This is a genomic window from Gelidibacter pelagius, assembly GCF_017581925.1.
Classification (GTDB): Bacteria; Bacteroidota; Bacteroidia; order Flavobacteriales; family Flavobacteriaceae; genus Gelidibacter; species Gelidibacter pelagius.
The window spans coordinates 21,284-42,029 of sequence record NZ_JAGEVG010000021.1 but is presented as its reverse complement, the minus strand read 5'-3'; the positions used below and the strand labels follow the sequence as shown (position 1 = coordinate 42,029).

Genomic DNA, 20,746 nt, shown 5'->3' with positions numbered 1-20,746 from the left:
ACTCGTAAAACACGTCTATCAAATGACTACGACATAAAGCCAAAGGATCTAATCTGGTATTTATGTCATTTCATTTTAAGTTAAAAATCTTTTCATTTTAATTCTTGCGAACAATTGTTAATTGGGAATTTCTTATAATTACCTTGGTGGTTTATTCTAAATCTTAATTGAATTGCTATTACTTAAAAATATTTGAAATAACTTAATTTAACATCTTGTTTTTTAATAGGTATAGGACACTAGTAATAATTTAATTAATTTACGCGTTTCAAAAAGTTGTTCAGTTCAACAAAAATTTGTTCCTGTTTTAAAATGTTTACCGAAAGTTATTTAAAAGCAATATTTGATACATATTATAAGTCTCTTGTAACCTATGCTAACCGCTTTTTGTCTTCACACGATGAATGTGAAGATGTGGTGCAAGAGGTGTTTGCGGATTTGTGGCAAACAGAAAACAACTTTCCAGATGAGATTTCACTTAAATCGTATCTTTATAAGACCTCAAGAAATAAATGTCTTAACATTATTAAACACAATAAAGTAAAAGATAAATATGCTGCAACTTCTATACAGCAGTTAAATGATGACAATCTATTTATGCAACACGTGCTTGAGGAAGAAATCTCGAGACAGTTGCATGAGGCTATCAACACCCTACCAATACGAAAAAAGGAGATTATAAAACTCAGCCTAAAAGGTCTAAAAAATAAAGAAGTTGCTGAAAATCTAAACATCAAACTACAAACAGTCAAAACCTTAAAATCTCAGGCTTACAAACAATTAAGACAAAGGTTTAAGAATTTAAGCATTATCATTTCTTTTTTAATTGCTCATAAAATGAAACTTGAGCACCCCTTAAAAAAACCGAATTAAATCAATAATCTTTCTTGGATTGTTTAGCTGACTGCCTAAATAAATGTGTTTAAAACTGAGCGGTATTAATTAAAATACAGTCTTCATTTGATTCCATTTTATATTTTTTTAAAAAAATAACATTTCTCAGTAGTACTTTTTTGGTTTTTAGTTGTTCTATATATAAACACCCTAATAGAATGAACACTATTTTTCATATTTCGAGACTGATCATCAAGAAAAAACTTGACGTCTTGACACCTGCTGAAAAATTGCAATTAAAAGAACTTAAAAAGAAATACCCTTTTCTATCCAAAACAGATTTCACTAAGGTTTCCGATACGCTTTCGAGTTACGATACCATAGATAAGGATAAAGCTTGGAAAAATGTTGTCCTAAAGGCGGAACAATCCAAATCGAAACAAAAAAATCTGTTTTCCAATAAGTCTTGGATCAAATACGCGGCAATAGCCGTTCTATTCCTTGGAATTGGCTTTCTATTTCAACAAGGCTATTTCAGTACTAACTCAACATTAGATATTCCGAATGAATTTATTACGCTTGAACTGGAAAACGGTAGCACAAAGATTATAAATGAAGACGGCACGTCTGAATTAGTTGATAAAAAAGGGAATATCATAGGGAATCAAAAAGGAAAAATTTTGGTATATGATACTACCATAACCAACGAAACCTTAGTTTATAATACCTTAACCGTACCTTATGGCAAACGTTTTGAAATTCAACTATCTGATGGCACCAGAGTGCATTTAAACGCCGGAACATCTTTAAAATATCCAGTTAAATTCATCAAAGGTCAAAACAGACAAGTCTTCTTAAAGGGTGAAGCGTTTTTTGATGTATCAACAGATGCCAAACATCCATTTATTGTCAATGCGGAGGAAATTAATATTAGAGTTCTTGGTACACAATTCAACGTGTCTTCCTATCTTGAAGATGAGCAGATTACCACTGTGCTTCTTGAAGGTTCTGTAGGTGTCTATAGCAGTAATGAAACTTATAATCAAGAAACGGCTACACTTTTAAATCCAGGTTTTAAGGCCGAATGGAACCTTAAGAATCACGAAATTAAAGTTGATAAAGCTGATACCGAAACACACACCGCCTGGATGGAGGGTAGATTAATATTGAACGGCGTTCCCTTTAATGATATTCTTAAAAAACTGGAAAGGCAATATAATGTTGTCTTTATAAATAATGATAAGGCTTTAGAGAACAGAAGGTTTACTGCACGATTTGATGTAGAAAACATCCATCAAGTGATGCAGAGCTTTAGTTATTCGGCCTCTTTTACCTATAAATTCGATTCAAATAAAATAATAATTAACCCATAAAAACTATAAAACATGTCTCGCTAAAACTAACAAACACAACTAAAAGAAAACATCATTTTTTTAATCTTTTGTATGAGTAGTATGAAAAAATAAAAAAACCGGGAAATGTTGGAGCATTCCCCGATTTTAAAAAAATGATCTAAAAATGTTCAACTCTTTAAATCAAACCAAAAGTATGAAAAAATTCATTATCGGGATTTACAGCTTGCTTTATATCCCTAAAATAAGTTTAAAAATGAAGCTCACGTACATGCTGCTCTTTTTAGCATTGTTCCAAATTCAAGCTAACAGCACATATTCTCAAAATACCAAAGTGACTTTAGACTGTAAGTCAATGACTATTGCGGATGTCTTAAATGAAATAGAGCGTAAAACCGAATTCAAGTTTTTATATGAGGATGAGATCCTCAGAAATAAGGAAATTGTCAGCATTTCTGCGACTAAAGAAAAGCTTTCAAATGTATTGAACACACTTTTTAAAAATGCCAATATTGGTTATAAGGTTGTGGACAAACAGATTGTTTTAAAGCCTAAAATTGTCGTTTCCGTAAAAGAAACACCGTCTTTTTTGGGCAAAATAAAATTCAATTTTTCAGAGATTTTAAACCAACAAAGAATCAGTGGAACAATTACTGATGAAAATGGACAACCATTGGCAGGTGCAACTATAATTGTAAAAGGTTCAAAAACAGGTGTAGTTTCGGACTATGATGGGGGATATAGTCTAATCTTTTCAAGTAACTCAGAAATTATCGTGGTATCCTATATTGGCTATGAAACTATTGATGTGCCCATTAACAATAGAAGCGTTGTAAACGTACAGTTGAAAACATCAGTAACAAGTTTAGATGAATTTGTAATTATTGGTTATGGTCGTGCCAAAAGAAAAGATTTGACTGGTTCAGTAGGAACGGTTGATGTGGCAAACATTGCCAGCCAATCGCCTACCATCAATCTTGATAATGCACTGCAAGGTCAGGTAGCAGGAGTTTATGTGTCAAGTTCTACAGGACAACCTGGTGCTGCAGCCCGAGTGCGTATTAGAGGGACCACTTCATTGTTGGGTTCTAATCAACCGTTGTATGTTATAGATGGTATACCAGTGGTTCCTGATAGTAACATCCCATTAGGTGGTAGAGAAGGTGGTGGTTTAGGATCACTCGGATTAGGTGATGAATTGGCAAAGGAAGGTATCAGTACGCCCATCGGTAATATAAACACATCTGATATCCAGTCTATAAGTGTACTAAAAGATGCTTCTGCTGCGGCCATTTACGGCTCTCGTGCCGCAAATGGTGTCATTATCATCACTACAAAACAAGGCATTTATTCCGGTAAAACAAAGTTTGAAGGAAGTGCCTCTACGAGCGTTCAGTTTGCTCAAACTTTAGATGTGCTCAATGCAGCACAATTTAGACAAGTCTGGACAACGGCAGTAGAAAATGGTACACGAAATGATGAGTTTGCGCGTAGCGTTTTAGATGGCTCTTATTTTGGAAATGCAGATACCAATTGGGAAAAAGAACTAAGTCCAGGAAGTCCAATAACGTCCAATTATAACTTAAGTGTTTATGGAGGTTCTGAAAAAACAAGATATAGCACCTCTTTAGGAATCAATACACAAGAAGGTGTTTATAAAAACTCAGGATTTGATAGGTATTCTTTAAATTTGAGTATTGATAATAAAATCAATGAGCGTTGGACATTTGGTACCAAAATTAATCTTTCAAACACTAATCAGGATGCACTTGACAATAGTTTAACACAACTCACTTATTCTTATAGACCGGATTTACCGGTATTTGATGCGGACGGCAATTATTCAGTCTCCCCATATTCTAATACTGAAAGTCCAGCAGCAAGATCTCAAGGCAACAACACCAACAGTACGTTTTTGGTGTTGGGATCGATTCATACAGAATTAGAAATTGTAAAAGATTTAAAATTTAAGACCTTGTTTTCCTTAAATTACAATAATGGAACTCAAAATAGTTTTTATCCTTTATTCACCGCCAGAGGAGGATGGGGTAGGTTAACAGGAAATGGTAACGGCTATGCACAAGAAAGTAGAAGTAAATACACGAACACACTCCTACAATCAACTTTAACTTATGACAAATTAATCGGTAACCATGACATCAACGCTGTAGCCGGTGCATCTTTTGAAAAATCAAAAAACTCTTATGTTAAAGCATGGGGAGAAGGTTTTTTTAATAACGTATTAACCAATGTTTCAAGTGCCACAGTTTTCAGAGACGCTTCATCCTTTGAGACTGGATCTGGCTTAGCTTCCTACTTTGGACGTATTAATTATGGTTATGACAGCAGGTACTTATTAACTTTATCTGCAAGGGTTGACGGCTCTTCAAAGTTTGCAAAAGATAACCAATATGCCTTTTTTCCAGCAGCTGCTGTTGCATGGAGGATATCTAATGAATCATTTTTAAAAGATAGTAGTGTCATAGATGACCTTAAACTTCGTGCAAGTTTAGGGAAAACCGGTCAACAGGACTTTGGGGATTACGCGTGGAGAACACTTTATGAAACCGATAATTATGGACCTGATCCGTCAATTGTAATATCTCAGTTGGGAAACCATAAACTAAAATGGGAAACCACTGATCAGTTTGACCTTGGAATTGATTTTTCATTGTTTAGAGGTCGTCTTAGTGGTGGGATTGGTTATTACACCAAAACTACCAAGGACGCTTTATTCACAGCTATTACTCCGGGAAGCACGGGGTATAACAGAATTACTGCAAATATTGGAGACACAGAAAATAAAGGGGTCGAATTGGAATTAAAAGGTGATCTTATTCGTTCAAACGATTTCAATTGGAGCATATCTCTAAACGTCAGTAAGAATAAGAATAAATTGACCAAAATCTCAGACGATTTTAGAGGAGATGATGGTTTCTTGACAGGTTTCCCAGGTGGTGGAAGATTGCGTGAAGGCAGTCCAATTGGCTTGATCTATGGTTATGTTGCCGAAGGTATTTTCCAAGAACAAGCTGAAATTGATGTACTAAATGCAGGATCGAGCACTGGTGCTTATCAAAATAGTGCAACCGCCCCAGGCGATCTGAAATTTAAAGATTTAACAGGGCCAGACGGTGTGCCAGATGGTAGGATTACCAGTTTAGACCAGGAAGTCCTTGGAGATACCCAACCAGATTTTTTTGGTGGTATTAATAATACATTCAGATACAAAGGATTTACACTCTCAACGTTCTTTACATTTTCTGTAGGGAATGACGTGCATGCATTTGGACTGGGAAGAGACACCAATTTTGCCAATACATTTATGGGAGAAAACAAAGTATCCAGTGTTTTGAACGCTTGGAGTCCTGATAACAGGGACACAAACATCCCGAGACTCGTCTATTTTGATCCAAACGTAAATAACAGATCGTCATCACATTATGTGTATGATGCGTCTTATATAAGATTAAAAACGCTTAATCTCAACTACACCTTCTCTCAGAAACTTATCGATCAGATTAAAATATTTGACAGTTTGTCTGTTTTTATGACCGCACAGAATTTATTTACGGTTACAAATTATCCTGGAGCAGATCCTGAAGCTTCCAACTTGTATAATAATGATATCAGTGCTGGAATGGACAATAACAAATTTCCAATTTCAAAAGTGTTTACCGCTGGCGTTAAATTAGGATTCTAAAAAATAAAAATTATGAAAAAAATAGCAATTTATATTACAACCTTGTTTTTTTTGACATCCTGCGAACTTACAGATGTAGTAGATGTTGACCCACCTAACAATCTGGTGGCTGAAAATGTCGTAAAAAACGAAAATGATGCAAAGGCTTTGCTCAATGGTGCTTACACTACTATCACATCGCGCACCAATCCTTTTTACTATATGTATACCGAGCTTATTCCGAGCGCTTTAGCAGGATCGATGAGTCAAACTGGAGGTGGAAATGTTCACGGCCAATTTTCTATAAATGACATTAAATATGACAATTCTTATGTCAAAGACTATTGGTTGAGTTTTTATAAGGTCATGGATATGGCAAATAATTCTATTGTGCTAACCGCTGAGCTCTCTGATGAAGAGATCTCTCCAAATAATAAGAGAGAAATTATAGGTGAAGCCCACTTTTTAAGAGCGATGGCAACATTTGATGCCCTCAGATATTATGGTCAATTTTTTGATGAAAGCAGTAAGTACGGCATTGTTTTAAGAACAGAGCCTTCAAATTTCGTAACCAGAGATAAAGCACGGAGTACCGTCGCAGAAAGTTACGCACAAATTTTAGCTGATTTAGACATTGCCATTGCTGACGCTCCTGATTACACAGTATCTTACAGAGCTTCCAAAACAGCCGCGAAAGCATTAAAGGCCAAAGTATTACTTTATCAAAGTAAATACGCAGAAGCTGCAGTTTTGGCTGACGAAGTGATCATGAGCGGTTCTACATCTTTGGAAAGTACTTTTGAGAACGTATTCAGTAAAGGCTTGAAGTCTTCTGAAATGATCTTGATGACTTATAGAGACGAAAATTCCGATAATATTGACAATAATAGAAAGCGATTTTATACTGGCCGTGTTGGAACCTCCTGGTTTACATCTTTAATGACATCAGATCCTCGAAAACCATTTACCTATAGTGGTGCTAACGTTTTAAAAACAAACAATGTAGAAGTTTTTAGACCTACCTATTTTATGCGTTTGGCAGAAATGTACTTGATAAAAGCAGAAGGCTTGGCTTTTAGTAACGCAAGCTTAGAAGATGCTAGTGCACCATTGAATGTCATCAGAAATCGCGCAGGTATTGGAAACACAACTGCGACGACTATTGATGAACTAAAGGACGATATTTTTGATGAAATTGCTAGGGAACTAGCATTCGAAAATGGCAGCGAGTGGTTTGCCGCCATCCGATTCAACAAAATAATGACCTTAAAACCTACAGTTACAAGTTCCAATCAGTATATCCTTCCTATTCCGGAAGAGGAAATTAACGGAAACGGCTCTATTACCCTTGCCGACCAAAATCCTGGTTACGAATAAGTTCAGTTGATTAGTTTGAGTTAGTCTTTTTAATGGAGCTTTAAATTTTAATCAACGGTTTGGAGCTCCATTTTTAAACCAAAAACAAAATGCAAAGCATGTTTATTCAAATACTTATAGGAATATCAATTGCGGTTTGGATTTGGACCCTAATGGATTTTTATGAAACAAAATTTAAAAAGTTAAATCAAAAAATTGTTTGGTTGCTACTCGTTTTATTCTTTCCATTATTAGGCACTATATTTTACTTTCGCTATAAAAAAGATTTGATAATTCGAGATACTTTAGAGTAATAGACCTGAGTCAACAATGACTCTTATTACGCTGTTCCTTAGGTAAATAAGCCAAATACAGTGAAACATCTATCCTATAAATTTAGCCCAATAGATCGAATCGAAGGTTTAACAAAATACAAGCTCTCTTTTCTACTGATAATTCCATCAGATTACCTCCCCTGAATAATTTTGTCTGCGTCAATTCAAGTGCATCACTATCTAAATTATTCCTTAAAAACAAAGATCATGAAAGACATCAAAACAATAATAACAACATTTTTGCTCATTGTTAGTTTGAGCCTGACAGCCCAGGTTAAGGATTTAAGCGAAAAAATTCCAATAGACCCTACAATAAAAACTGGCAAATTGGACAACGGTCTCACCTACTATATCAAACACAATCCTAAGCCTGCTGACAAAGCAGTATTACGGCTCGTTCTGAATGTGGGTTCGATATTGGAAGATGAGGACCAACTTGGCCTTGCACACTTTATTGAGCACATGGCGTTCAATGGTACCAAAAGCTTTGAGAAAAACGACCTGATTGATTATTTGCAAAGCCTTGGTGTTGAGTTTGGAGCCGACCTAAACGCGCATACAAGCTTTGATGAAACTGTGTACAAGCTCTCGATTCCAACTAATGACACGGATGTTTTTGATAAAAGTCTAAAAGTATTAAGAGATTGGGCAGACGGCATTACATTTTCCCATGAAGAAATTGATAACGAACGTGGTATTGTTGCAGAAGAATTGCGGGCAAGAAGTGGTGCAAGAACTCGTATGTACTATCAATCCATACCTGTGCTAACAAACAACTCCAGATATGCGGAAAGGCTTCCTATTGGAACATTGGATGTGATCATGAATTCTGAATATGATGCTCTTAAAAGATTTTATAAAGATTGGTACCGTCCAGATTTAATGGCACTTGTGATAGTAGGAGACTTTGATGTTACTGAAACAGAAGAAAAAGTCAAAACAATATTTGAGGACTTAAAAGCTGTTAAAAATCCGAGAGAGCGTATTTATTATGATATCAAAGATAACGATGCTCCTTCAGTAAGTATTATTACAGATAAAGAAGCACAAGGAGTCAGCATTTCCATTTATCATAAGAAACAAGGCACTGAAGTTGAAACCTTGAAAGATTATAAAGAGCAGCTCTTGCAATTGCTTTATTCAGGAATGCTGAAACAACGTCTTGCAGAGGTTGAAAAATCTGCAGACGCACCATTTTTATCTGCAAATGCAGGTATGGGAAAGTTTTTGGGTCCTTTAGATAGTTATTATTTACGAGCCATCTTAAAAGAAGATAAGATAGTTGAAGGTATTGAAGCTTTACTGACTGAAAGTGAGCGCGCCAGACGCTTTGGTTTTAAAACTTCTGAACTAGAACGCTATAAAGCGGCATTACTTAATAGCGCAGACCTATACAGGAAAGAAACCGGAAAAATCCCAACCCGTACGTACGTAGAACGTTATATAGATAACTATACGGGTAATAAACCTATTCCGAGTGATACTTTTAGATACCATTTCTACAATGAAATGTTGCCAACCATAACTGTGGAGGACGTCAATAATCTTGCAAAAAAATGGATTACAGATAAAAATATTGCCGTAGTCATAAATGCAATAGACAAAGAAGATTTGAAGCTGCCAACCGAAACAGAGATATTGGAACTTCTAAATAAAAACGCGAAGAAGAAAGTGGAGCCTTATGTAGATTCTCTTGAGAATCTTAAGTTAATGACAGAGATACCGCATGCAGGAAAAATTGTTAGCAGTATTTATAACGACAAGATTGATATGACCATGTGGAAATTCGCAAACGGCGTCACGGTTATCGCAAAGCCTACAGGCTTTCAAAACGACATGATTTCAATGAACGGATTTAGACCTGGCGGAAGTTCTGTTGCACCAGATTCATTATATGTTTCTGCAAGAAGCGCGGGTAATATCATTGGCGCTAGTGGTATTAATAATATCTCTAATACCGATTTAGGTAAATTGAACATGGGTAAGAGCGTCAGGGTAACCCCGTACATTAACTTCTATGACGAGCTGTTCTCAGGAAGTAGTTCATCTGCCGATTTAGAACGTATGTTACAAATGACCTATTTATATTTTACGGCTCCAAACAGAGATCAAAATGTATTTGACGCTTATAAGGCAAGTTCTTTATCACTATATAAAGACCAAGACAAAAGTCCGGATGCAGTGTTCAGAAAAAAGATCAGTGAAGTCATGACACAAAATCATTTAAGAGGCATCCCTCTTACCGAAGAACAAGTCGAGACAGGTATGGATTTGGAAACTGCCTTTGATTTTTACAAGGAAAGATTCGCATCAGCCAATGGCTTCACCTTCGTTTTTGTGGGGAGTTTTGATATAGAAAAACTTAAAGCTTTTACGACACAATATTTGGGTAGTCTTCCATCGAACCTCAATGAAAAAAGTACTTGGAACGACATCGGATTAAGACGTCCAGAAGGCATCATTAAAAATACAATTGTTAAGGGCATTGGTGATAAAAGTCAAGTGGTCATGAATTTTACGGGCAGCTTGGATTTTACGCTTGAACAAAAAGAGCAACTCACCTTATTGGCAAAATTGCTCAAAATTAAACTCACGGAAGAACTTCGCGAGAAAATGTCAGGCGTGTATGGAGTTAGAGTTTCTGGCTTTGCAGCTAATAGACCTAATGACTGGTACCGCATGAGCATTGAGTTTACTTGTGCACCAGAAAATGTAGAAAGGTTAACAAATAAAGTTTTCGAAGAAATTGAAATAATAAAACGTGATGGTGCATCAGAAAAAGATTTGCACAAACTTAAGGAAGCCGAATTGTCACGTACAAAAGAATGGTTGACCAATAATAGTTATTGGGTTGCAAAACTAAAGGAAGCTTATGAATTCGATTTGGAGTATAGCGATATCTTAAATTACGAAACTCAAATAAATAAGATGAGCACCAAAGATTTCAAAGATGCAGCCAACACCTATTTTGATGAGAGCAATTATGCTGAATTTATTTTGCTGCCCGAGAAAAAATAGGGTTATTAGGAGTTAAGTGGCTATATTTATGATAACACACAACCAGTAGCCAGAGGAGTGTTTTGAGATAGTAATACATCTCACTGATTTTATATAAAAATAAGTATAATAATTTAAATTTTAAATCATGAAAAAACTGATGGTTTCTAGTGCATTAATGATCATTTCGTTATCTGCTTTTGCAGGACCTTGTTCAGATTCCTTCAGTGCATTTGATGTGAACGGGATGATCTTTTAACCCTTGTAGAAATTCGAGCAGGAATTCCTGACCTCACAGAACAAATGTTTGCACAACTCGATACTGATGCCAGAGGGACAGTTGGTCTAGGTGAATGGGCAGCGGCTTGTGAAGCTCGAATAATAGTTTTTGAATAGTAGTTTTTAAATTTCATAAATCACAGTGTTTTGATATTTTCTCCAAAACACTGTGATTAATTTTTTCTAAATGAATATAATCCGTAAAGTATTCTTTGCAATGGGTTTGTTATTGATTCAACATTCTTATGCGCAAATAACTGTAAAGTCTTCATTGATAAGCTAAAAAGTCACGATTAATGGCAGTATAATTGACGTCAAAGGTGAGCCTATATCGTATGCAAATATTGTTTTTGTGAATTTAAAAACGGAGGAAAAGGTTGGAACTATCAGTAGTGAAGATGATGGAAAGTTTTCTATTGAATTAAGTTCCGGTGAATATATTTTGGAAGTAAGCGTTTTAGGATATTCAAAGTATATAAAAAGATACTCTTTAACATTGGATATTAAACTGCCAGATATTGTACTTAGAGATCAAAACCAACAATTGGATGAAGTGATGATTAAAGCGGAGATATCAAAAAATATAGAACACACCGCAACCAGTATAATGGTGAATATACAAAATGATTCATTGTTTAAACAGATATCAACCGCCGACGTGCTATCTCTTCTACCTGGGGTGCAAATTGATGAAGATGGTGGGGTTAAACTACAGGGTAGGTCCGCTTTGATTACAATAAACGGTAAACCCAACCGGATGTCTTCCCTAACATTTATGATGCTTTTGGAAAGTATGCAAGGTGACCACAACACAAATATACGCTAGGGTTTTGGATGAGAAATTAGTGAAGACATGAAAAGCGTTCAAGAGATTCTGAATTTAAATTCTTAGGATGTGTAAGTTTGATACGTTCTTGCCAGGCATGAAAGATGAAAAAGTGATATTCATAAGATAAGTGACGATTTTAAATCATAAAATGGAATATATCAATTACTGCTTTTATCTTAGTAGTAGAAACGTTCTATACTTAGGAACTGGTGCTGCCAGGTTTGGGGGTGAGAGTTCTATCAGAATAATAGAATTTTGGTAAATAATCATCTCATTCCTTTGTAAATGGAGTCGAATAAAAGTTAAAAGAAAATTCAAAGTTCTTGGATCTATTGCAAGCAGAGCTAACTATTAAAACTGGTGCTTCAGGCGTGGAAAGTTGAGTTTCTATGCACGGATTATAACTTTGGTGTTGTAGTTAGCAGTTACTCATTTTGAACGGGTTAGTTATTACCTAATTAGGTAAAATCGGCTGTGTTTTAACTATTTGATATTCAGACGAATAAGCCGTACGTCTAATGAAATAAAACACCGAATATGAATCCTAAGCTCTAAAAACGGGCTTTTGAATTTCAAAAGGTATAATCAAGGTACAAAGATTATCCGAATTCCAGCACAGTTTTCTATTTTCAACCCCTGGTGGGTAGTTTGATGATTTTTATGCACGTTTTCTCTAGAGCGACCTTGGAAAAATCCATCTTGTCATCCCTTAGGATTCTCTGGTCCGTGTCTTCGGTCTTTTGGATGCCGCTAAAGGTCTCTCATACCTATTCTACAAAACTTCAAGGGGTACCTGCAGACCGATGGTTATGCGGGATAAAATGCCTATGGCAAAAAATCTGAGGTAACACATTTAGCTTGCTGGGCACATACAAGACGCGAATTTGAGAGAGCTCTGGATAATGACAGATCAAGGAGCGAGCATGCGTTGGTTGAAATACAAAAACTCTATGCGGTCGAGCGCAAGGCAAAAGAACAGGGATTGAATCCAAAGCAGATCAAAGAGCTTAGGCTCAAAGAAAGTAGATGTTTTTGCAGATCAATCTCACCCCGCCCAAAAGCCAAATAGGCAAAGCCTTGGCATACTCCCAATCCAGATGGGACATGCTAACGGCATATCTAACAGGTGGAAACTTGCAGATAGACTAACCTGGTGGAAAACGTGATCAGGCTCGTTGCTCTTGGCAGAAAGAACTATCTCTTTGCGGGATCGCACGATACGGCCCAAAAGGCGGCAATGGCATATAATTTTTTTGCAAATTGTAAAAAAACAGGAGGTCAACCCGTATGCCTGACTGAAATATACACTTGAAAACATACAGTCCATAAACCACAAGAAGATCACAGATCAATATCCTCATAATTACAAGGGGACGATAGAGTCTACAACATCAAAATAGTGCTACACTAAAATTTTATTGAATTAACCAACATGTAGTTGCTCGGGTGATACATTATAACAGTTTAAATTTAGTAAATTCAAATTGATAAATGTATTATTCATAGGAAGCCTGCAACTCAGGTTAAACTATTAATAAAGCGCGGAGTTCTTCTCGGAATTCCGATTTTAAAAATGTTTATACAAAGACTAATGATTATTTTTGTAATATTGACGTTAGTCCATAACTAACAGTGAAATGAGGAATTATAAAATATTAAAATTTACAAGAACTATCTTAAATATCTTTTGGTATTTGCAAATAGTAATAATAGCTCTAATTATAGTGATCGGGTTTTTACTGTATTATAATATTGATATAATAGATTTAAATCATTTAAAAGGTTTTAATATTAGTTTTAAAAAAATCACTTTTGTGGAACCATTAATTTACAACGGTGATAATTATGTCTACTCATTAACAAATGGCAAAGGAAGGCTTCATATTACGGATCTGGATCAAAAATTCATATACTTAAGGATGTTGGCAGCAATGGTTGATTCTTTAATTTATTTAATTATAATCTATTTTTTGCGTAGAATATTTAAAAATTTAACAGACAATAATTATTTTATTACAGCTAATGGCATGTATATTAGGAAGATATCGTTGTTTATTATATTAATGTCATTTGTGGCTCAGTTGATTCAGTACGCGGCTGACTTATGGATAAAGAACACGTTAGTGTTCGAAAGTATTATTATTAAAAATGAGTTTAATTTTAGATTTCAAACAATATTATTAGGCTTATTAGTATACGTAATAAGTATCGTTTTTCTAAGAGGAGTTGAATTACAAAAAGATAAAGACCTTACCATATAGATGGCTATAATAACAAACCTTGATGTAGTTTTAGCAAAACGAAAGATGACTTTAACCGAACTTTCGGAGAGAGTTGGTATAACAATGGCTAATTTATCCATTTTAAAAAGTGGAAAAGCAAGGGCTATACGTTTTACAACCCTAGAACTTATATGTGAAGTGTTGGAATGTCAGCCAGCTGAACTTCTCGAATATGTTCCTGAAAAGTAACTTCATTTAATGGTCTTAAATTAAGTTAAAACTATCCACTTTAGTGCATGTCGCTTTAGCTTCTAAAAGTTTTGACACGAATTTCACGGATTACGAGATCTTACTCATACTCTGAGGATGCCAACTCATTTTTTTTACTGTAAATTTCATGAATGCAACAGACTTTCAATCTATTTCAAAAACCTATGGCACTTAAGTCCATTGATTTAGTTAGTTTAAATTCTTCCAAAAGAAATTTAGAGCATACTTAGGGTCAAGATCTCCGTACTCATAAGATTGGGGAAATAGGATAAAAAGTAGGGCATGCGGCATTTAGGGCTTCAACAGCATATTCTGAACGATATCAATCCATTATCAAATATACTGAACTACTTTGATGTTAGAAGCGCCAATGCTTCCGCAGAATCGTTCAATGCCATGATAGAAGCTTTTGGGGTGCAGTTCGGAGTTATCATGAGCGTAGAATTCTTCCTAATTATGGACTAACAACAATTTATGCTTAATCTTAAAATCACACAACTGTCTGACTTTTTCCCATACATATTTATTTTATTTATCAATAAACAGTAATAATGTATTGTTTATCAATAATAAATTTATATATTCACTGCATGAAGTTTCACGCACAAATAAAACACGCATAAATGGATATTAAAAAATACTTATCGTTATTGATTTTTGTAATGGTTTTTCAATACATGCCAGCACAAAATGCATATCAAGATATCTCTGTAAATATTGATATTTCTAACTCGAGCATTCAAGTGGAAAACACATTTGATTTGCCAAATAATATATTAGATAATAACAACAGTACATATATATACTTAAATAAAGATTTAATTATTGAAAATCTTAAAGGTGCAAAAATTGTTACAGTTGAAAATCCTAATAAAGATACACAAAGTTATGTTAATAAGTACTTGTTGACATTAGAAAAATCGTCAAAAAATTCATTTACTATTTCTTATAAGGGAGTTATTAACGATGCTATTGAAAAATCTGCTGCTGAATATGCACGAGGATTTAGCGAAACAAAAGGAACTATTTCGGAAACAGGAGTTTATTTAGCTGGTTCGACCTATTGGCTTCCTGAGTTTGAAAATAAATTGTTGTCTAGTTTTGATTTAAAAGTGAAAATCGACAAAAATTGGTCAATTGTATCACAGGGTGAGCGAACTCAAAATGAGGTGCAGAAGAACATTAGAAATGTTCTTTACCATTCCCCGGAGCCTATGGATGAAATTTATTTGATAGGTGCGAAATGGGCTGAGTACTCAAAAATGTTAGGTAATGTCGAAGTGCAAGCATTTTTAAGAACCCCGGATAAGGACTTGGCAGATAGGTATTTAAATTCAACTAGTGAGTTCTTAGCCATGTACGAGAACTTAATAGGGGAGTACCCTTATACAAAATTTGCATTGGTTGAGAATTTTTGGGAAACAGGTTATGGTATGCCATCTTTTACCTTATTGGGTGAGAAAATCATTCGTTTTCCTTGGATATTATATTCTTCTTATCCACATGAATTACTTCATAATTATTGGGGTAATGGTGTTTTTGTGGATTATTCTAGAGGGAACTGGTGTGAAGGTATTACAGCATACATGGCAGATCATTTGATTCAAGAACAAATGGGGAATGGCGCTACATACAGGCAACAAACTCTTCAAAAATTTACAGATTATGTAAATGAAGAAAATGATATGCCTATTAATCAGTTTTTAAGTCGAAATAATCCAGCTGAAGAGTCTATTGGTTACGGTAAAGTCCTGATGATAAATAATATGTTGAGAACTAATTTGGGAGATGATGTATTTATAAAAGCATATCAAAAATTTTATAAGGACAACAAATTTACAAAAGCTTCATTTTCTGATATTCAAAAGAGTTTTGAGGAGGTGTCAAAACAAGATTTGTCATCATTTTTTGAACAATGGATCGATAGAGTAGGTACTCCGTCTATCGAATTGTTGAATGTAAATTCAACTCAAAACAATAATGAGTTTGAATTATCTTTCACCTTAAAACAGGTGCAGAAAGAAGATTTATTTGATGTGGCTATCCCTATTGCAGTTTATTTAAATCAAAACTCTGAAGTGATTTGGAAGAAAGTAGATATGAATAAAAAAGAACAGAATTTCAGCTTTACGTTTAATCAAAAACCTCTAAAAATTGAGGTAGATCCAGAATTTGATGTCATGCGAAGAGTAAGTCGCAGCGAAGTGCCTTCTTCTTTATCCCAGGTTTTTGGAGCTAAAGCCTTATCACTGGTAATTCCTTCGAAAGGAGAGTATCAGGCAACTTACAAAGAATTGGCGAATATATGGAAAGCAACACAAGAAGCACAAGGTAAAATTGCTACAATACTATTAGATTCAGAAATAGAAAAATTGCCAACGGATCAATCTGTTTGGGTGATAGGTTTTGAAAATAAATTCAATAACAATGATTTACAGACCTCCTATGCCTCAAGCTTTGATTCTGAAACATTAGAGCAAATTAAAAATTTATCAAATACAGGCGCAATAGTTTATGCAGTACCAAACTCGAGTAATTTAGCGGAAAGTGTAGGTTTTGTTGGTGCAAATTCTCATGAAGCCATAACAGCTTTAAGTAGTAAATTATTGCACTATGGTAAATACGGATATTTAGGATTTGAGGGTAACGCAGCGAACAATGTATTAAAGGGCTCATTGCCAGTTTTAAATTCTTCTTTAAATGTTAGGACTAGTGATGGGGAAATTACAGCGAAAATAATTCCAAGAAAGGCATTATTTGAAACCAAGAGATAAAGATATTTAACCAATTTTAAAACTTTCGAAATGATCAAACTGTCTAAGTATTCATTGCTGACATGCATTTTCTCGGTAATGTTATTATCGTGTGCTGATAACAAAAAAAATAAGGAATCAGATTTAGCATTAGATGATGAAGCAATTGTTGCAGAAGCAACGTCTTTAGAGCTTCCTGTTAAAAGAATTCCTAATGTTTCAAGTGGTGCTGAGGCCTATTTTTCGCCAAATGGAAAGTCTGTCATTTTTAATGGTAAAATGGGGCAAGACACAACACATCATGTTTACACTGTAAATATTGATGGAACCGACTTAAAAAAGATCAATGCTTTTGGGGATGATGCATGTTCGCATTATGTGCCAGATGGCGAGCATTTAATTTGGACATCTACAAGAGATAACGTGGAAATGCATCGTGGGAATTACTCCGATCCGGAGGACTATCCTCAAGGAGCGGAGTTGTATATGAGTGATTTAGATGGTAAAAACATTGTTAGATTGACAAACAATACGCAATACGATGCTGAGGTTGGCATAAGTCCGAACGGAAAAATTATTTTATTCAGTCGACAAACCGATGGAATGATTGATTTATGGACAATGAGCCCTGATGGAAGTAATCAAAAGCAAATCACATTTACAGAGGATCTACAAGAGGGAGGCGCATTTATAATGAATGATAATAAAACTATTTTATTTCGAGCTTGGAAAAAATCAGAAGAAGGACAAGAGAAAATGAACATGCACATATTCACTATTGATATTGATGGGAAAAACATGAAGCAAATTACCCATAAAAGTGGCACACATTGGGCTCCGTTCCCTGCGCCAAATGGAGATCATTTTGCTTATGTAACCGTTTTTCCACCAAATAATTACGAAATCATGTTACGAAGCCTTAAAACTGGAGAAGAAGTGAGATTAACAAATAATGATGGATTTGATGGGTTTCCAGCTTTTTCACCTGATGGCAAATTGATGTCATTTTCATCGAGTAGAGGGAATGAAAAAGGAGATCGTTCATTAAAATTATTTGTTATGGATGTTTCGTCATCAAACCTTGGGCCTAAAGAATAAAGCATAAACTTTTGTTATAATAAACACATGAAAAATATTTATAAATATAGTATAATAAGTATCATTTTCGTTTCTGTAGCTTGTAAGAGCGACTTAAACCCTGAAATTACTGTTGAAGATTTAACCAAGACAGTAACATTTTTAGCCTCGGATGAATTAGAAGGTAGGCTACCAGGAAGTCAAGGAGGCGTGTTAGCAGGAAACTACATTGCGGAGAGATTTAAACTAATTGGTGTAAAACCTGCAGGTGAAAGTGGGTATTTTCAAAATTTTAATGTAGTAACAGAAACAGAAGCTCCATTGGAAGAGAACTTTTTGAAAATCGGAAATCATACAGCCGAATTGCATAAAGATTTTATCCCTTTTAGCTATTCAAGTAATGTTTCATTAGAAGCGCAGGTTGCAATGGTTGGATATGGTTTTGATATTTCTGTAGATAGTTTGCAGTGGAATGATTATGAGAATGTTAATGTAAAAGACAAATGGGTTTTGCTCTTGAGAAATGATCCAGAGATTAGAGATCCAAATAGTTTGTTTATTCCTTTTTCGGGAGAAAAATCTAAAGTTCTAACAGCGAAAGAAAAAGGGGCTAAAGGAGTTTTGTTAGTGGCAGGTGAAAATGTTTCAAAAAAGGATAAATTGTTAGATTTAGAGATTGACCAGACCGAATCAAACTTAGGAATACCTGCATTTAATATCACTAGAGAACTTGCGAATAAAATACTTGAAAGTGTTGGGAAAACAATTGAAGAAGTGGAAAGTGGATTGGTAAATGAAATGAAACCAAATTCATTTGTTTCGGAAGCTCTGGTTGAAGCTCAATCAAAAATTGTTTTCAAAACAACTGAAACGAGAAACGTAATTGGGATAATTGAAGGGTCGGATTCTAACTTAAAATCTGAATACGTTGTCGTTGGAGCTCATTATGACCATTTAGGTTGGGGTGGTAGCACAACCTCTTCTAGAGAGCCGGATGTTCATGCGATTCATTATGGTGCAGATGATAATGCATCTGGAGTATCAGGTATGCTGGAAATTGCTGAGAAATTAGTAAATTCCTCACTTAAAAGAAGCGTAATTTTAATAGGCTTTGGGGCGGAAGAAATAGGAATTATTGGTTCTAAATATTTCACAATGAATCCAACCATTCCAAAGGATAAAATTGTCGCCATGGTTAATTTAGACATGATTGGAAGATTAAAAGACACCAAAGAAATTACAGTTAGTGGCGTTGGCACGTCAATAGAGGGTGAGCAACTATTAGAGAGAATTTTGTCTGAAAAGGAGCGAGACTTAGTTTTAGGAGTAGAACAGAATGGATTTGGGCCTTCAGACCATGCAAATTTTTATGTAGAAGATATTCCGGTTTTCTTTTTTAACACAGGTGCTCACGATGACTATCACACGTCAGGAGATGTATTAGAGAAAATAGATTTTGATGGATTACGCAGAATAACAGAATATGCTTATGATTTATCCGAAAATTTAATAAATGCAGATACCGCATTAACTTTTCAGGAAGCAGGGCCAAAGGGAAAAGCTGCAAACACAAGAAAGGGAAAGGTTGTTTTAGGATTAATGCCATATTTTGGAAAATCAGAAGAAGATGGTTTGCGCGTGGACGGAGTCACTAAAGGTTTAGCAGCGGATAAAGGTGGTATGAAAAAAGGAGACGTCATAGTTGGTATAGCAGGAAAAAAAATACATAATATTTACGAGTATATGGATCGAATGACTAAAATAAGACCAGGGCAAACTATTAATGTTGATGTTATGAGAGATGGGAAGAAAGAAATATTAATTATACAAATAGATCATGATTAACATGAGTAACATTAACCTTTATAACAGTAACATGAAACAAATTAAATTATCAGCACTTATTTTATTAATAAATATAAGTTTTGTAATAGCACAAAGTCAGCCTGCTTATGAACTCTTCAATCAAAAAGGGAAGATTGCGAATTACGATAAAATGATCAAAGACCTGGTGAAAAGTGATATGGTCTTTTTTGGAGAATATCACACCAATCCGATTTCCCACTGGATGCAAATAGAAATGGCAAAAAGTTTCTATAAAGAAAGAGGTGATAAATTATTTTTTGGTGCTGAAATGTTTGAAAATGGAAACCAGCTCGTATTGGATGAATATTTAGCTGGATTTTATGAAGAAGACAAGATGCTACCTGAAATCACTCAATTGTGGGGGAATTATGCTACCGATTATAAACCTTTAGTTGAGTTTGCCAAAGAAAAGAAACTTCGCTTTGTTGCTTCTAATATTCCACGCCGATATGCTGCCATGATTAATAAAAAGGGAATTGATGTTTTAGATGAGTTAAGTCCGGAAGCATTGGCAATGATCGGCCCATTAAAAGAGCATTTTGATGCTTCAGTATACGCTGACATGAAGGATAAAATGGGAGGACATGTCCCACCAAATATGTTAAACATACAAACAGCACAGGCTGCAAAGGATGCTACAATGGCTCATTTTTCTATAAATAATTTTAATCCAGGTGACTTATATTTCCATTTAGATGGCGCGTATCATTCTGATTATGGAAGAGGAATCATTTGGTGGGTTAATAAAATTAAACCAGGATATACTATCAAGTCTATAACCACTGTTTTGCGATCAGAATGGAATAAGATGACTGATGAAGAAAAAGCTCAGATAGCTAATTATATAATTGTTGTTGCGGATAACATGACGCAGACTAAAAGATAATCACCTAA

14 protein-coding genes and 1 pseudogene are annotated in these 20,746 nt (G+C 34.9%); all 15 read left to right on the top strand.

What is annotated here, in order from left to right:
- Nucleotides 1-312 precede the first annotated feature (312 nt).
- The 15 genes and pseudogenes from J4051_RS15870 (at nucleotide 313) to J4051_RS15800 (ending at nucleotide 20,738) form a co-directional block, all read left to right on the top strand.
- Nucleotides 313-873: an RNA polymerase sigma factor gene (locus tag J4051_RS15870; protein WP_208234860.1), complete on the top strand. Its 561-nt coding sequence runs from the start codon at nucleotides 313-315 to the stop codon at nucleotides 871-873.
- A 179-nt stretch (nucleotides 874-1,052) separates the two neighbouring features.
- Nucleotides 1,053-2,207, top strand: coding sequence for a FecR family protein (locus J4051_RS15865; protein WP_208234859.1), 1,155 nt, complete (start codon nucleotides 1,053-1,055; stop codon nucleotides 2,205-2,207).
- Nucleotides 2,208-2,382: 175 nt separating this feature from the next.
- Complete coding sequence (locus J4051_RS15860; RefSeq protein WP_208234858.1) at nucleotides 2,383-5,889, top strand: TonB-dependent receptor; 3,507 nt, start codon at nucleotides 2,383-2,385, stop codon at nucleotides 5,887-5,889.
- Between the two features lie 12 nt (nucleotides 5,890-5,901).
- Entirely contained in the window at nucleotides 5,902-7,245 is a 1,344-nt protein-coding gene (locus J4051_RS15855) for a RagB/SusD family nutrient uptake outer membrane protein (RefSeq protein WP_208234857.1), read from the top strand.
- A gap of 89 nt (nucleotides 7,246-7,334) precedes the next feature.
- Nucleotides 7,335-7,538: a PLDc N-terminal domain-containing protein gene (locus J4051_RS19295; protein WP_394368930.1), complete on the top strand. Its 204-nt coding sequence runs from the start codon at nucleotides 7,335-7,337 to the stop codon at nucleotides 7,536-7,538.
- 228 nt (nucleotides 7,539-7,766) lie between these two features.
- Nucleotides 7,767-10,577, top strand: coding sequence for a M16 family metallopeptidase (locus tag J4051_RS15845; protein ID WP_208234855.1), 2,811 nt, complete (start codon nucleotides 7,767-7,769; stop codon nucleotides 10,575-10,577).
- A gap of 550 nt (nucleotides 10,578-11,127) precedes the next feature.
- The gene (locus tag J4051_RS15840) at nucleotides 11,128-11,661 is read left to right on the top strand and encodes a carboxypeptidase-like regulatory domain-containing protein (RefSeq protein WP_208234887.1); all 534 of its coding nucleotides are present in this window, start codon (nucleotides 11,128-11,130) and stop codon (nucleotides 11,659-11,661) included.
- A gap of 772 nt (nucleotides 11,662-12,433) precedes the next feature.
- Nucleotides 12,434-13,064: pseudogene (locus J4051_RS15835) on the top strand (IS66 family transposase); the annotation flags it as partial.
- A 237-nt stretch (nucleotides 13,065-13,301) separates the two neighbouring features.
- The gene (locus J4051_RS19290) at nucleotides 13,302-13,925 is read left to right on the top strand and encodes a DUF2975 domain-containing protein (RefSeq protein WP_208234854.1); all 624 of its coding nucleotides are present in this window, start codon (nucleotides 13,302-13,304) and stop codon (nucleotides 13,923-13,925) included.
- Nucleotides 13,926-14,135: a helix-turn-helix domain-containing protein gene (locus tag J4051_RS15825; RefSeq protein WP_208234853.1), complete on the top strand. Its 210-nt coding sequence runs from the start codon at nucleotides 13,926-13,928 to the stop codon at nucleotides 14,133-14,135.
- Nucleotides 14,136-14,438: 303 nt separating this feature from the next.
- Nucleotides 14,439-14,621, top strand: a complete 183-nt coding sequence (locus J4051_RS15820; RefSeq protein ID WP_236027550.1) for a transposase — start codon at nucleotides 14,439-14,441, stop codon at nucleotides 14,619-14,621.
- Between the two features lie 158 nt (nucleotides 14,622-14,779).
- A complete protein-coding gene (locus J4051_RS15815) occupies nucleotides 14,780-16,930 on the top strand; it encodes a M1 family metallopeptidase (protein WP_208234852.1) in 2,151 nt (716 codons plus the stop codon).
- 30 nt (nucleotides 16,931-16,960) lie between these two features.
- Nucleotides 16,961-18,007 carry a TolB family protein gene (locus J4051_RS15810; protein WP_208234851.1) on the top strand — a complete coding sequence of 349 codons (1,047 nt, stop codon included), beginning with the start codon at nucleotides 16,961-16,963 and terminating at the stop codon, nucleotides 18,005-18,007.
- A 27-nt stretch (nucleotides 18,008-18,034) separates the two neighbouring features.
- Nucleotides 18,035-19,831 carry a M20/M25/M40 family metallo-hydrolase gene (locus J4051_RS15805; RefSeq protein WP_208234850.1) on the top strand — a complete coding sequence of 599 codons (1,797 nt, stop codon included), beginning with the start codon at nucleotides 18,035-18,037 and terminating at the stop codon, nucleotides 19,829-19,831.
- Between the two features lie 31 nt (nucleotides 19,832-19,862).
- Nucleotides 19,863-20,738, top strand: coding sequence for a ChaN family lipoprotein (locus J4051_RS15800; protein WP_208234849.1), 876 nt, complete (start codon nucleotides 19,863-19,865; stop codon nucleotides 20,736-20,738).
- Nucleotides 20,739-20,746 lie beyond the last annotated feature (8 nt).